The 15,323-nt window shown below is 59.5% G+C and carries 10 protein-coding genes; 3 read left to right on the top strand and 7 right to left on the bottom strand.

What is annotated here, in order from left to right; genetic code table 11:
* Positions 1–4 precede the first annotated feature (4 nt).
* Complete coding sequence (locus tag ACZ5WW_RS01470; RefSeq protein ID WP_377169314.1) at positions 5–2,026, bottom strand: alpha/beta hydrolase family protein; 2,022 nt, start codon at positions 2,024–2,026, stop codon at positions 5–7.
* Positions 2,027–2,832: 806 nt separating this feature from the next.
* Between ACZ5WW_RS01470 and ACZ5WW_RS01475 the strand changes: the two genes are divergently transcribed.
* Positions 2,833–3,291: a hypothetical protein gene (locus ACZ5WW_RS01475; RefSeq protein WP_377169316.1), complete on the top strand. Its 459-nt coding sequence runs from the start codon at positions 2,833–2,835 to the stop codon at positions 3,289–3,291.
* Between the two features lie 281 nt (positions 3,292–3,572).
* Here the strand turns inward: ACZ5WW_RS01475 and ACZ5WW_RS01480 are convergent, their stop codons facing one another.
* Complete coding sequence (locus tag ACZ5WW_RS01480; RefSeq protein WP_377169318.1) at positions 3,573–4,076, bottom strand: hypothetical protein; 504 nt, start codon at positions 4,074–4,076, stop codon at positions 3,573–3,575.
* Between the two features lie 225 nt (positions 4,077–4,301).
* Here ACZ5WW_RS01480 and ACZ5WW_RS01485 point away from each other — a divergent pair, with 225 nt between their 5' ends.
* The gene (locus ACZ5WW_RS01485) at positions 4,302–4,964 is read left to right on the top strand and encodes a hypothetical protein (protein ID WP_377169320.1); all 663 of its coding nucleotides are present in this window, start codon (positions 4,302–4,304) and stop codon (positions 4,962–4,964) included.
* A gap of 304 nt (positions 4,965–5,268) precedes the next feature.
* Here ACZ5WW_RS01485 and ACZ5WW_RS01490 read toward each other — a convergent pair whose 3' ends face one another.
* From ACZ5WW_RS01490 to ACZ5WW_RS01510, 5 genes are all read right to left on the bottom strand, one after another.
* Positions 5,269–6,537: a right-handed parallel beta-helix repeat-containing protein gene (locus ACZ5WW_RS01490; protein ID WP_377169322.1), complete on the bottom strand. Its 1,269-nt coding sequence runs from the start codon at positions 6,535–6,537 to the stop codon at positions 5,269–5,271.
* Positions 6,538–7,219: 682 nt separating this feature from the next.
* Complete coding sequence (locus ACZ5WW_RS01495) at positions 7,220–8,137, bottom strand: hypothetical protein (protein WP_377169324.1); 918 nt, start codon at positions 8,135–8,137, stop codon at positions 7,220–7,222.
* 76 nt (positions 8,138–8,213) lie between these two features.
* Complete coding sequence (locus tag ACZ5WW_RS01500) at positions 8,214–10,187, bottom strand: hypothetical protein (RefSeq protein WP_377169326.1); 1,974 nt, start codon at positions 10,185–10,187, stop codon at positions 8,214–8,216.
* Positions 10,188–10,199: 12 nt separating this feature from the next.
* The gene (locus ACZ5WW_RS01505; RefSeq protein WP_377169328.1) at positions 10,200–11,306 is read right to left on the bottom strand and encodes a sialidase family protein; all 1,107 of its coding nucleotides are present in this window, start codon (positions 11,304–11,306) and stop codon (positions 10,200–10,202) included.
* A gap of 8 nt (positions 11,307–11,314) precedes the next feature.
* Complete coding sequence (locus ACZ5WW_RS01510) at positions 11,315–12,094, bottom strand: ABC transporter ATP-binding protein (protein WP_377169330.1); 780 nt, start codon at positions 12,092–12,094, stop codon at positions 11,315–11,317.
* A gap of 334 nt (positions 12,095–12,428) precedes the next feature.
* On the opposite strand from ACZ5WW_RS01510, the gene ACZ5WW_RS01515 reads away from it, so the two are divergent.
* Positions 12,429–15,311 carry a tetratricopeptide repeat protein gene (locus ACZ5WW_RS01515; protein WP_377169332.1) on the top strand — a complete coding sequence of 961 codons (2,883 nt, stop codon included), beginning with the start codon at positions 12,429–12,431 and terminating at the stop codon, positions 15,309–15,311.
* Positions 15,312–15,323: the final 12 nt, after the last annotated feature.

The raw sequence follows: 15,323 nt of genomic DNA on the forward strand, positions 1-15,323 counted from the left end.
TGCTCTACTCCAGCAGCCACTTCACCGCCGTGCCCTTCGGCTCCTGGCCTTCGCCCTTCACCCACTGCGGCAGCCCGGCCTGCAGCGCCATCATCCCCGGCAGGTCCTGGTATTTCGCACCACCCGGCAGGAACATTGGGTCACGGTAGTCCAGCAGCTTGCCAAACCGGAAGCCATGGGTGTCCACGGCCGCGCGGTCGATCGCGCTCCCCGCCAGCGCACGTGCCGCCACCGCGATGGGCCCCGTCTGCTCCCCAAACGCCGCCACACACACCGTCTTCGGGCTCGGGTGGCTGCCCACCTTCGTGTTTCGCAGAAAGGTCGTCAGCGTCAGCACATCATGCACACGCTGCGCGTACAGCGCGTTGTTATACCCGTACGTGTATCCCGCAAACTCACGCGGATTCGCCACCAGCCGGTTCTGCTTTGCCAGTTCGCTCCCCTGGAAAAGCAGGTCCGCCCCCAGCACCGCCGCACCGCCGGCCACCAGCTCCTTCACCTCCTTGTTCCCCGAGATGCCGGACTTGCCCGCGTCATCCAGCCAGACCACCACACGCCCGTTCCACGCCTTCGGGTACAGCCACGCCACGCTCACCTCCTCGTTGTACGTCTTGTTCGTCAGCGTCCCCGTCATTTCCAGGTGGTCGCCACGGTCCTGCTTGTCCTTCAGCGTCCACTCCACCTCGCCCGCCTTGTCATACGTCCGGCCTGTCACCACTTCGATCCCCTCGCGCAGCACCTTCGCGTCCGCCTCACGCAGCACCTTCTCCGCATCCGTCGCCAGGTACTTCAGCAGCTTCCGCTCAAACTCCGCATCACCCGCCTTCGGCGCAGGGTGCTTCTCATCCCACACCGTCAGCTGCTCCCGCGTCAGCGGCTCATAGTCCTGCTCGATCACCGGGGCAGGGAAGCCCAGCTTGAAGTGCTTGTTCACAAACGTGTAAAACGCCGAGCGCGTCACCGCATTGTAGTTGTGCGGGAAGTGCTCCCCCCGCAGCAGGAACACATTGTCCTTCGCACCGTAGGTCGTGTACAGCTTCTGCAGGTCAGGAAAACCCTTCGTCGCCATCTCCTTCGTCCAGTCATTCGCCGTGTTCATCCCCTGCGGCTTCGGCGCAAACAGCCCCGCAAACTCCACATTCCCCGTCCCGATCCGCAGCAGCGACGTGTTCTCGCACGTGCAGCCCCCCTGCATCGCCGTGCTCACCATCACACACGGAAAGGAGAGCTTGATCCGGTCATCGATCGCCGCCAGCAGCATCGTCTGCGTGCCCCCGCCGCTCGCCCCCGTGATCGCCGTGCGCTCCGGGTCCACCTCCGGCAAAGACAGCAGGAAATCCAGCCCCCGCACCGCGTTCCACGTCTGCAGCCCCATGATCGACTGCAGGTGCGCCTCCGCCTGCGGGCTGTACAGCCCCCAGTTCTCCGTCGTGTTCATCTCCGGCCGCTGCTTCGCAAACGTGTGCACGATCTCACGCGGGATCTGCACCGAGTCCGAATCGCTCAGCATGTCCCACTGCCACACCACGCAGCCCATCCGCGCCAGCTGCACGCACAGCGACTGAAAAATGCTCTTCCCGCCCCGCTCAAAGCGCTCCCCACCCGTGGCGATCTCCGCGCGCAGCTTGTCCGGCTCCGCCAGCGACAGCCGTGCATCCTTCCAGTGACCGTGCGCAAACATCACCCCCGGCACCTTCCCCTTGATCACCTTCGGCTTCCACAGGCTCCCCGTCACAAAAAATCCCGGCGCACTCTCAAAGTACACCTTCTCCACCGTGAAGCCATCCCCCTCCACCTTCCCATGCACCACCGCATTCAGCGGCGTCTTCGTCGGCATCGGCCACAGCCCCTCCGCCACCAGGATCTGCTTCCGCACCTGCTCCCTTCGTGCCTCCCACTCGCTCAGCGAAGACGGCGGATTAAACGGAAAGTACCCGTTCAGATCCTTCGGCGCCTGCACCCGGCTGTCCTCAGCACGGACAAGGGACGAAGCGAGAACGGCAAGGAGCAGCAGCTTGGATTTCATGGTGGGGAAAAAGACAGAGCCCAAACAAACGCCATGAACCCCCAAAGTTCATCACGAAGCTCGCAAACTCACATTTCCACCGCGCCGCGCCACCTCAGGTGAAGCGGGCAGGGCAGCCTTCGGCCAGTCATGGACCGGGCCACTACGAAAGATGGACCGCTTGTGTTAACGAATCTGCCTTTTGAGGGCGTCGTCTCGATTGCGAAAACTGTCACGGTTATCCGTTTTGCTAAAAGCAAGATTCCTAACGGAAGCATGGTTGATACCATTCGATATTTGCAAAAATGCCTAAGTCACCATACAAATCGGTGGAGATTAAAGTAATTGACCTCGATTCTGCATCCAGAATGAACCACGCGCCAACCAATAGCGCGGGACGCGCCAGCCTATTTGAAATAATGAAATCAAGAAAAATGCCAGGCATTATGCAAAGCTGGCTGCTTATTGATGAATGCCGAACAAAACGCAAAGCTTGCGCTCATGTCAATTTTGGAGCGTTCAATTCTTCTCATCAGAGACAACGCATCCAATGTTGATGCAGTAAGATGTGAAGCAAATCATGTGCATAACATTCCTCAGATGTTGAGAGAGTTTAAAATCGAACTCCTGTGCTATTAATGGAATATAGAACGAATTGAGTACATCAAATTTTCACCAGAAAAATTCGCCGCAACGCATCAAGGTGACTGGAATGTTTTGGCTAAGTTTATGCAATCAATCGGTGGATGAAATTGTGAACCCACGAGAAAAAAATGCCAGTCATTGTGTGCGTCATCTGAGGTCGGAATACAACGCAAAATAAGTGCATGAAAACAATAAGTAATCTTGGGTTTAAGTTAGCTGTTTTGACAATGCTTATCCTAGATCTGTCATATTGTTCTCAAAAAACCTCGGCGGATGAGAAGTACACGCTAGCGTCGGCGTTTGATTCGATAGTTTTTAATCCATTCAATATCAATGAAGACGATTTCTTTCTATCTTGTTTTGCCTTGCAAGAAGTAATGCAAAGAAAACTTCCGGAACTTGAAATTAATAGTGCTAGGTATCTGGCAAAAGAATTAAGGGTGGTGATTGCAACGGGGCGTGTTGGGAAATTTGGGATTTCGCATAGTGAAGACTCGGTTTCACTCAGGAAAATATGGGGGGATTTTGCAAAAGTTTGGGACGTAACTATTTTGATAGACGGCAACACCATAATGGTGATCGACCATTTCGATATTGACAGATTTCCGCACGAAATAGTCATTAAGGGCAATGAAAAATGAACCCACGAGCCATCCACCGCGTTTGCGGTCGGAAAAAATGCCAGGCATTATGCACTCCGGCTCACGCTCAAGGCCTGGGCCACGGAGCAGGCATCGCTGCGCCAGGCGCTGGCTCAGTCAGCCGTCCTGCCGATGTAGTTGGACCGGCACAATCAAGACCGTTGCGACGGGGGCATGGATGACGGATACGTTCAATTCAACGCCTCCGCGTTCGTCGCCACTCTCCGGCGGGTTCGTTCCGGGCGTTCTCACAAGCTGGCTGACCTGGCTCCACCGCAACGTTATTGCTTGGGGCGTGGTTCAATTTCAATTTGGGGTTTGCTCCAATTCGGACCTCGGAACTCAACTTCAAGCATCCTCACGCCACGCTCATCATCGCTCCATTCCAGCAACATCGAATCGTTGCCATCCGAAGTGGCTACAACTAAAATACCGTCTGGATTAAGGTCGAACGGAAAGGAGAATTTAATCTGATTCAAATCAGCGACCTCTAAAAGCCCGCATTCATTTGCGCGGCTCGGCCACAAGTAGATCGACGAAGAATTAAGCCTCCTAAGTTGATCAATTATTTGAGCAAACTCAACTCCCGTTCGCGCTTCGAATGGCAGAGTGACTGAACGACAAGACCCCTTCGATACGGAGCGTAGCTTTTCACGAACAATTTCCATTTGTGTAAATGGCGATAATTCGCTTTCATGCACGATTCTCCCCACCAACGTGGAAAGCTCTTTAAGGTAAAGAGGAAGTGCTGTTAGACGGCGGGTTTCTTTCTGACGATTATTCATAATCAACCTTGGATTTGTCGCTCTGAAGTCGAGGCCGTCCGTATTTATTTATTAGCACCGTTCCGGTTACAGGATCAGTCTTAACGGTTCCCGCCTCCCAATGCTTTTCATCTTTATGACTACGGTCCTTCGTTTGCTGTTGAGAAAAAGAGAAAAAATGCCAGGCATTATGTACGCAAGATAAATTCAAGGCTATCAGACGGTGAAAAAATCAACATTGCTTCGATGAGAACTCTACACTGGCTGTTCACTGCTGCATTCATCTGCTTGGCCTACTTGACGGGCTGCGGGGGTAACAGGCCTACCGCAAACTGGAATGGCGAAGTCGAAGTTGCACCTGGCGAATGGCTCCGCATTGAAGGCCAAGAAGGACGGGCATGGTTTCGTTGCCAGTGGAATGGCAAGACAGTCTATTGGGCGGGGGCTTATCACAGGGGTCAAGCTGGATACTATGACCTACAGCATCCCGTCAGTCTGCGATCTTGGAAGGGCGCTCTCTATTTAATCTATAAACAAATCAATCTCACTGAGGGACTGACTCAGTTCGCTTACTGCAGGATAGATCAAAACGGAACTGCATTCGATGAGATCAAGCGCCAGGACTTCCCACGCCAGATTGCCACACAGAACATTGGAATGCATCAAGAGGGGATAAAGCATGATGAGGATCACAAGGAAGTTGATAATCTGAAAATCCTTCGCGATCTCGATGTCACGAATCGCTACTTCCACAACTCAACAACTGGATGGATATGGTATCATTTGGAGACGGGAAAGACCCGAGAAGAGTTAGATCCGACCATTGAGGAAGCGCTGGCATTCTATGCTGACTTCGTGAGGAAGTATCATCCAATTGCACTGCCCACGCTGATTAAACCTGCAAAGTGAAGTAAAGCCCCTGGCATCCGGGCATAGTGGGTCTTCAAGCCATCCACTGCGTAAGAAAAAATGCCAGGCATTATGTACGTCATGAATGTCATAAAGCATTGGATTCCAAAGCAAAAATGAAGAATTCGCGCCGACCAAAGAGCCGCGTGATCGGGCAATCTCCCAAAGCCAAGCCGACTTTCGTTTCGTCGCAGCAGCTCTTCTTTCTCCAACCCAATCCGCGTCGGTTCCTGCCTTCCCTCACATCGCGGCTGCCTCACACGTGTGGGTTTAGTTTCAAACCTCTGCGCATGCACGCAGCTAGCTAAAACCCCTCGCTCCGGCTCCCTTCAATCACGATCCCCTTCGTCTCCGGCCCCTGCTTCACCGTCACACGCGCCTTCCCGCCCCGCGTCTCCGTAAACTCGTTCCCGCTGATCGTGATCGCCTCCGTCCCACCCTGGATGTCGATCACCGCCCCGCCTTCCGGCGCGTTGTCGATGAAGCGGTTCTTCTCGATCCGGTTGCGATGCCCCGCAAAGTCCGGCCCCCGTTCCGGGCGGAAGAGCAGCCCGTTCACCTTGCTGCCCCGGATCGTGTTCCCCGTCACCAGATTGTCCGTGTCCCGATGGCCGATCGAAACCCCAACGCGGTTCCCCTCGATCCGGTTCCCCTCCGCCAGCCCATACTTCACGCCCCAGCAGAAGAAAATCCCGATGTCATTCCCACGCAGCGTGCTGTTGCGGATGATCGGCCGCTGCGATCCGCTCCCCGGGTGCAAACCCAGCCCGCTGTTGTTTTCGCTCACGCAGTTTTCCACCACCACATCATGGCAGATCTGCCAGCTGATCCCGTCCCCGTGGTTGTTCCGCGCCGTCACCCCGCTCATGTGCACACGGTTGCAGTCCTGCAGAAAAATGCAGCCCGCATAGTTGCCATCCAGCTCCGCATTGTGCTCACGGTTGCCGTCCAGCACCAGATTCTCGATCCTCACATCGTTCACCAATTCACCGCTCAGCAGCGGAAACAGCGTCGCGCACGTCGCCTCGTTCATCTGCCACAGGTTCTCACGCAGCGCCTTGTCCAGCTTGAAGCGGTTGCCGCTCCTCGCCACCAGCGTCCGCTTGATCACCGTCTGCCGTCCCGTCTTCGCATCCTTCGCCCGCAGGCACACCCCGTCCCCCACGCGAAATCCGCTCGCATCGTGCAGCGTGATCTCCTGGTCATACCAGTCACTGTCCAGCTTCAGCGGCGTCATCACAGACGGCTCTTTGATCAGCACCGTCTTCTCGCCCTCGCCCGTCAGGTTCACCCCCGACTGCAAATACACCGCATTCCGCAGCCGGTACGTCCCCGCCTGGATGTGCACCGTCCCGCCGCCCATTCGTGCCACAGAGTCCACCGCCGCCTGGATCGCCCGCTGGTCACTCCCCACGATGTCCGCATCCTTCACCCCCACCGTGATCCTCAGCCCCTCCTCCCACTTCGGCTGCACCGCAGCATCACCGCTCGTCTGGCGCGGCACCGTCACCCCAGGCCGCTCAGCCGAGGGCAGGGGACTCACAAACATCAGGCACAGCAAAAATCGTTTCATCCCCGAACCAACGCCCCTCAGCCCCCTCGGCTTTCCCCATCTCCTCTCAAAACTCGCGCCTCAGCCCTCTGTCCTGGGAGCGCCGACATTCTGTCGGCCTCTGGGCGAACATCCCTGATGCCTCGCTCCACCCACAAAACATGCCAGGCAAGAATGGCGCTCGTTCAAGGCGGGGTGCCGTTCATTTTGCAGGTCTGGCTGGCGGCGTTTTGGCCACGCATGCCATAGAGCGCACTGCAGCCTCCGATATGGAGTGCGGTCGCGGAGTGAGGAACGAACGCAGCTACCGCTTTGGTCGTGCTCGGAGACTCCGCCTGCCAGCACATACCCGAAAGCGGCAGCCGGTGACGCCCCCGCCAGCCCCAGCTCCCACGCCTGCCGTGAACCCCTCGAAAGCGGTAGCTTCACTCCTTCGTCGTTGCGCGACCGCACTCCAAAAGCACGGCTTGCTGAAGTGGCCAGCCTTCCCCATCCCACAAATCCATGCGCTTAACCGAGTGCCATTCATGCCAGTCATTATGTGCGCCATTCATAACATGAAGCATGGTGGTGGAATGCTAAATCGAAGCATGCGCGCCCACCAAAGAGGCGCTTGATCTCGCAGTCCCTGCCTCCGCGTTCATACCCAAGACATCTCATCTCGCCCCACCTCCCTCACCCAAGTCTGCATCAGCGATCCCCCTTAAGCCGCCGCCGCTTCCGTTGAATCGGCAGCGACCACCTTCGTCTTGTCAATCTTCGCCACGTTCGAGTTCGCCACCTTCTTGTCCTCCGTGTAATTAAACAGGCTCAGTTCCAGATGGTGCGCATCACACCTCGGACACTTCTTCAAAGTGTAGGTGATGCGCGCAGCAGCATCCTTGTTGATCGTCTGATCCAGCGTCGCCAGTGCCGCCTCCGTCTCCGCCAGCGGCGCAGCAGCAATCGGCCCGGTGAACTCATTCGCGCGTCCAATCAGGTCTTTGATCGACGCCTGCAGCGCGGCGAGGCGTTCCTTCTTCTTCAGCTTCTTCACCACGCTCCACGGCTCAGGCGCATGCAGGTACCCCGTGCGGTGCTTCTTCAGGTACTGCTGGCAGCCCTTGCAGTACGGCATCCCAAACACCATCAGGGAAGGGAACATAGCCCCCACCGAGTAGCCCCCGATCTCCAGCACCTTGTAAACATAGCCCCACATCCCCAGCGGGCTCCCCGGCTCGCCGGAGTGCTTGTCCTTGAAGGCCATGCCTTCGCTGATCTCCCGGAAGTAGTCGATGAAGCCGTAGCGCTCCGCCGGGATGTGATGCAGCTCAATCACATTCAGATACGTGAGGTAGTGCGCCGCAAAGTAATCCACAATGGCCGTCGTGATCATCCCAAACACAAACGCCTTGCTCAGCTTCACCTGCAGCAGCCGCGACCCCACCGCATACCCCACGCCGCTCGCGATCCCCACCAGAAACGCCCCCGCAGGGATGATCCCGTTCGCATACCAGCCCATGATGTTCTCACCGTTCTCATTCGCCACCTGCACCCCCCACAGCACCAGCGCCGAAGTGGCCAGCCCGCACAGGTAAACGATCAGGCCGGGCTGGCGGAGAGGCTTGCTGGGCGTGCTCATGGAATCCGCCCGAATTATCAGGTGGCGGAAAAAATGACAAGCCTTTTGTCATTCTCTCCACGCCCGCTTTTCGGAATCAAGGCCCGATCCTCCTGTAATACCCGCCGCTCTCACTCAGCACGTTCCCATCAGCCGTCATCGTCTTCGTGTGAAACTCGATCCTCTCCGGCGAAACAATCCGCCGCATGCCGCGGTTCTGCAGGCCGGCAGCCGATGGCGCCGCCTTCATCAGCAGCGAATACGTCTGCGTTTTCGCATCCCACTCCACGTCCACACTTCCGTCCCCCTTGGGTGAGGAGGAGTAGGTCTCAGAATACTTCTGCGTCGCCGGATCATACGTCGTGAGAGACGCCTCCACATAAGGCCTCGCATCCCCCTGCGCCGCACCGCCCGTGCCGGAGCCCGTGCGGATGCCCTCCGGCAGATGCACCTCCCGCCACAGCCCCGTGCCGTCATGGCTCCAGAAGTAGTTCACCGTGATCTTGTCATTCCGGTCCCGGCCCGGTCCCGCCGTCCAGTGCATGCTCCATTCGCCGATGAAGGCCGAAAGCGCCCGCATCGCATCCGTGCTCGGCAGTGCCACAGATCCCTCCGCCGGCGGCTGGTACCCCTCCGCCAGCGCCGCTGGAAACTCATGCATCGTGCCCGGCCTCAGCCGCTTCGCCATCTTCACCGCCTCATCCCAGTCCGCATCACGCGTGTGGTGGATCTTCACCTGCCGCTGATCCACCCGCTCCACCGTCGCTCTGATCGAGTCCGCGTTGAATTCAAGGTGCGTCACCCTCCCACGAAACGGCGGCAGCTCGCGCATTTTGAAAAGATCCGTGTCGATCACAGGCTCCATCAGCGCACGCGGTGCCACCACCTTCTGCTGCCCTGCTGTGACCATCGAAAGCATGCCCGTGGTGCTGCTCATCGCCGTATAGCTGCCATTTCCTCCGGCAGGCTGCGACTCCAGCGCGACCTTCGGCGCCGCCGCCGGCAGTTTCACCGGCGGCACCTTCCTGGCCGTGCGCACATAGCTCCCGCGCTTCGTCGCCATCACTTTGCCGCTCGCATCCCGCGTCACCGTTTTCCAGTCGATCCGCGCCTCCGTCGTAAAGGTCGCCGTGTTGATCCGCGTCTGTCCGCTCTCTGGCGCGGGCAGCACCGAGGTGAAAGTCCGCGTCGCCTCATCCCACGTGCTCGTCAGCGCCGTGGCACCGCCCGCCGCAGGATCCGCGCTCACATACGCCTTCGCGCCCGAATGATAGAGGATGCGCGCAATGTCCACCGTGGGCGATTCCTCCGCGCCCTCACGGGCAAAGTGCAGCTCCCGCCAGATGCCCGTGCCATCCGCCAGCCAGTGGCAGTTCATCTGCACCCTCGCAGTCGCATCCCCCTCCACCGTCCCGCTCCAGGCCCCGATGTACCGCCCCAGCACCGCGATCTCAGCCGATTTCGGCCGCGCCCTCGCCGCGCGTTGATCTTCGGAAAGCAGCACATCCTCCAGCGCCGCAGGAAACTCATACGTCTCCCCGCGCTTCAGCCTCTCGGCCACCTTTGGGGCCACATCGCTCGGGTACGGCCCGCTCGCCAGATACAGCCGCGAATCCGCCCCCATCAGCACCATCGCGCAGCTCTTTTCACCCAGCCCTGCGTCCAGCACCGTCGCACGGAAGGGATGCTCGCGCCCCAGATCCATCAGCCCGCTCGGCACACTGGGCGCGGTGGGCATCAATGAGGCAGTCCTCGGCAGGATGCGCACCAGCCTCACCGTCTCATCCAGCCCCAGGAAATCCATCAGGCACTGCGGAAAGGCGTAGCGCCGGTGCTCCTTGAGCTGCGCCACAAACTGCTGCTCCCTCGTCGGGTTCGAGCTGCGGTACTCATAGCTGCTCTCAGCCCCATCATCCGCCCGCAGCGCCAGCTTGAAGCCTCCCGCGCTGCTGCTCACGCTCGTCACCTCCGCCACAAAAGGCTTCGTGTGCAGCAGCGTGAAGAGGCCGCTCGGACTCTGCGCCCTCAAAGAAGCGGCAAACACACAGCAAAGGAGGAAGACCGTGCGCATGGCTGTTATTTGTTAGTAGAGAATCACAAACCGGTCGCCCTCCGCATACGCCGCGCTGAAGCCCCAGACCGGAACCCCCGGCTTCATGCCGCGCTCGCCTGTCGCCTTGCCGGCAGCATCCAGCACCAGCCAGCCCAGCTGCCCGCCTCTCTGCCATCCCGTCCCCACGCTCCACGTGATCAGCGTCTCACCCCGCGCATTCACCGCCAGGGCAGGGTGCCTCGCCTTGTCCTCAGACACCGCCAGCGCCGCCGAGCTCTCATCCAGCAGCGCCGTGTACACCTTGCCCTCCGCCTCCCACGCCGCCCGCGTTTTCCTCCCCGCCGCCACCACACTCGCGCTGCTCATCGGGCACGCCTGGATCGCCCACGGCCCCACGTTTCGGTGCTCAAAAGTCCCCCCGCCATCCCGTGATGTCATCAGCGTGATGTCCCGCTGCCCCGGGCTGCGCGCCGCACGGTACAGCGTCAGCAGTTCCCCGCCCGGGCTCACAAACGCCTTCAGAGAGCAGCACGCACACACCCCCGGATCATCGGCATTCGCGACCACCGGCTTGGAGAAGCTGCCGCCATTGTCGCCCGATTTCAGAATGAACACCCGCCGGTGCATCTCCCCGGGCTCCGCTCCTGCAGGCGCCCCGTGCCAGACCACAAAGACCTCCCCCTTCGCGCTCGCCGCCACCGATGCCCCGCCATCCAGAGCCTGCGTGTCCGCGCGCAGGTCACGCTGCGTTTCAAAGCTCGCCCCGCCGTTCAGAGACCGGGAGTAATAAAGAGGCGCAGGCACGTTTTTGCCGCCCGGGCCGTTCCACACCACATGCAGGGAGTCGTCCCGGCCCACAGCCATCTGCGCCCCCCGGATCGTTCCCGCAGCCACCGCCGTCCCCGGCGTGCTGTTCAGCGTGGCAGGCGCGCTCCACCCGGCAGCCCCTCTTTTTTTCACCGCATGGCGTACATCGCCACCCCGCGGGTCCCCCTTCAGATACACCAGATGCAGGGTGCCGGCGCTCGTGGCCGCCACCTGCGGCTGCACCCCGCCCTCAGGCACCCGCTCAAACACCACCTCCGCCCCGTGGGTGAAAACCGTCAGGATCAGCAGGGCGGTGAAGCATCGTTTCATGGCTGGAGTCAGGCAAGATGCAGCCAGTAACGTCCCTTGCGCCTCCCAAGCTTCAGCGGAGCCCCATAAATCTCGCTCAGGTTCCGGCTGTTCAGCACCTCCTCCTTCGTCCCCGCCGCATGCACCTGCCCGTCCTTCAGCAGCAGGCAGTGCGTGATGCTCGGCAGGATCTCCTCCACATGGTGCGTCACCATCACCAGGGAAGGGGAGTCCGGCTGCACCGCCAGCGACTCCATCCACCTCAGGTAGTTCTCCCGCGCCACCGGGTCCAGCCCCGCGCACGGCTCGTCCAGGATCAGCACTTGAAATTTCGCCATCAGCGCACGGCAGATCAGCACCTTCTGCTTCTCACCCTGCGAGAGCGGCCCCCACACCGCCTCCTTCAGGTACTCGCACCCCACCTGCTTCAGCAGCCGTGCAGCCTCCCGCCGCACCGCCGCCGGCGGCTCCTCGATCAGGTTCAGCTTCGCCTCCCTCCCGCTTGAGATCACATCGATCACCGGCTCCCCGCTCTCCAGGTACGTCGTCAGCGTGTTCGTCACCAGCCCCACCCTTCGCCTCACCTCCCGCCAGTCATCATCCCCAAACACACTCTCCCCGATCCTCAGGCTCCCGCCCGTCGCACTGTCATAGCCCGTGATCAGGTTGATCAGCGACGTCTTCCCGCACCCGTTCGGCCCCAGGATGCACCAGTGCTCGCCCGCCTCCACCCTCCATGAGATCCCTTTCAGGATCGGGCGGCCGCGGCGGAAAGTGAGATCAGTGACTTCGAGTACAGGCAGGTTCATGCTCCCGCATCATTGAATCACATTCACCCGATGTCGAGCCATGTTGACGTCGTCTTCAATGAACGCCAGGGGCTCGCGTTCAGGCCTTTCGCTCGTTCGCCGGGTCACTCTGCTTCAAAAGAATCCGTTTGGATAGAATTTGTCCTTTTGATTTTTCTCCCGTGACAAAAATATCCATCCTGCTAATCTCAAATCCCTTTCTTGAAAAATGTCAGTTTCTCCAGACGCCCAGCCAAAAAACCACATCGCTTGCGACCACAAGCATGAATTCCAGCTTGTGCGTCGTTGTAGTTTTTTCTTATTTTGCGCTGATCTGCAACGCTCCCTGCAACTCATGAGACCCCTTTTCTGTGCCGCCCTGGCTTTGGCCGCTGTCACGCCTGTATTTTCCCAGGCTCCGCCTGCACCTGCTCCCGCTCCTGCGGCCCCCGCAGCACCCGCTGCCCTCAACATCCAGCAGGAGACCGAAGCCCTCATCAATGCCGCCGGCGCACTCTTCGCCGAGGCCAAGTATCAGGAGGCCCTCTCAAAGCTCGCCATTGCCAAGAAGAACCTCAACAACAAGCCCTTCGAAAGCATCCTCTTCACCGAAGGCGCCTGCTACTACAACCTCAACGACTACCCCAAGGCCATCGAGGCCCTTGAGGCCTACGTGAAGGAGTTCCCCAAAGGCTCCGCCATCATCGATGTCAACATGGCCCTCGGCCGTTCCTACATCGCCAGCAAAAAGGAGGACAAAGGCATCGAAGTCCTCACCAACGTCGTCCGCGAATCCCCCGAAAAGAAGGCCGAGGCCGGCCTCATCATTGCAGACACCCTCAACAAGCAGGACAAAAAGGAGGAGGCCCTCAAAATCCTCACCAACGTCCTCGCAGACGGCATCCGCAGCGCAGAGTCCATCCAGGCCGCCATGCTCGCCGCCAACATCTACGTCGCCAGCGGCCAGCTCGACCAGGCAACCGCGCTCATGGACAAGGTGCGCAATTTCGCCTCCGGCGGCGACAGCATCGCCCAGATGAACAACATCTATCTCAAGCTCGGCGATGAAATGATGGAAAAGAAGGCCTACAAGGAGGCCCTCGGCGCCTATCAGCTCGTTCGCAAAAAGGCCGAAATCTCACGCATCCAGAACGAGCAGATCGCCAAGCTCGAAGCCCAGCTCAAGACCGCCAAAGGCGTCCGCAAAGACGAGATCGAAACCAAGCTCAAGGCCAACAAGGAAATCATGGCCGAAATCGAGAAGCGCACCGACTACGACGCCTCCCTCTACTACCGCCTCGGCCGCTGCTACTATGAAATGGGCGCCCCCAGCGAGAGCGGCGTCGGCGACCCCTCCCGCCTCTGGCAGGCCATCCTCGCCTTCGAAGTCGTCGTCAAGGACTTCAAGCAGTTCGCCCAGCGCGACAAGTGCATGTACGGCCTCATCATGGTCAACTCCTCCCTCAAGCGCATCAAGGAGTCCCGCCAGCTCTGCGAGGAGTTCATCGAAGCCTTCCCGGACAGCGACATGGTCGGCGAAGTCTCCATGATGTTCGGCATGCTCGCTTACCAGAACAAGCAGCTCAAGGAGGCCATCGCAGCCTGGAAAAAAGCCAAAAGCTTCCCCAAGGCTGACAAGGAGCGCCTCAGCTTCCTCATCGGCAGCGTTCAGTTTGAGCTCCAGAGCTTCGACGAATGCCGCACCACCTACGAAACCATCCTCCAGGAGTTTCCCACCACCACTTACAAGGACGACATCCAGTACCGCATCGCCCTCACCTACTTCTACCAAAACGACTCCAAGAGCGTCACCAAGGCGCTCAAGACCTACATCAAGGAAAACGCCGCCGGCCAGTACGTCGTCGACGCACGCTACCGCCTCGCCTTCATCGACTTCCAGGGCGGCGACAAAAAAGCCGCCGAATCCGAGCTCCTCAGCATCGTCAAAGACAAGCCCAACGACCAGAACATCGGCCAGGTCCACGCCCTCCTCGGAGACATCTACAATCAGCGCGCGGACTATGAAAACGCCATGATCCAGTTCGCCTTCGCCGTCGACAAGGCAAAGTCCGACGACGTCCTCAACTACTCCCTCGACCAGCTCACAGACCTCTACGTCGGCGCCAGCAAGTGGAAGGAGCTCTCCGAAATCTGGCAGCGCTACTACAACACCCACAAAAACAACGACGACCTCTCCCTCAAGGCCATCCTCTGGATCAGCCGCGCCAACATCAAGGAAGGCAAGGTCGACGACGCCAAAAAGCTCCTCGCAGAGCACATCAAGACCCGCATCCCCATCGTCGCCAATCAGCAGGTCGAAGGCCTCATCCAGCAGCTCGTCTCCATCTCCGCACCCAAGCGCCGCCGCGCCGCTGCCGCCTCCACGGCCCCAGCCGCCGCCAAGCCCGGCGAAGCCGCACCCGCTCCCGCACCGCCACCCGCGCCGGATCTCACCTTTGAGGACGTCGAAAAGCAGCTCGAAGCCCTCCTCAGCCCGCCTCAGGCCGCCATGAACGGCACCGCCCAGATGCGCATCCTCTTCGCCAAGGCCTGGCTCGCCAAGACCATGAAGCTTCCGGACAAGGCTGAAAAGTACCTCAACATCATCATCGAAGTCGCCAAGCCCGACGACCTCAGCCCCATGCTCCTCAACATCGTCGGCGACAGCGCCCGCAAGAAAGGCGACCTCGACAAAGCCACCGGCTGCTACATCCGCCTCCGCGACTTCTTCAAGGACAGCGAATTCTCCGACGGCGCACCCGTCGGCCTCGCAGAGATCGCCTTTGAAAAAGGCGAGTACGACAAAGCCCTCGAGCTCTTCCGCGACGCCCTCAACAACTACCCCGGCAGCTCCCACGTCCTCGACGCCACCCAGGGCGAGGCCAAAACCCTCGTCAAACTCAAGAAGTACGAAGACGCCAAGAAGATCTTTGAGCAGGTCGCCAACACCAAGGAATGGCGCGGCCACGCCACCGCCAACGCCCTCCGCATGCTCGGGGAGATCGAGTCCCTCAATGGCAAGCACGAGGCCGCCATCGCCTACTTCCAGCGCGTCTTCATCGCACACCAGAAATGGAAGGATGAAATGGCCAAGGCCTACCTCCTCTGCGCCAAATCCTTCAAGGCTCTCGGCAAGTCTGACGAAGCCAAGGCCACCCTCCAGGAGATGATCGGCCGCAAGGACCTCGAGAATCAGCCGGAAAAGAAAGAGGCTGAAAAACTCCTCCCGACCATGTAATTTTCAGATGCG

It is taken from the genome of Prosthecobacter fluviatilis, from assembly GCF_055388355.1.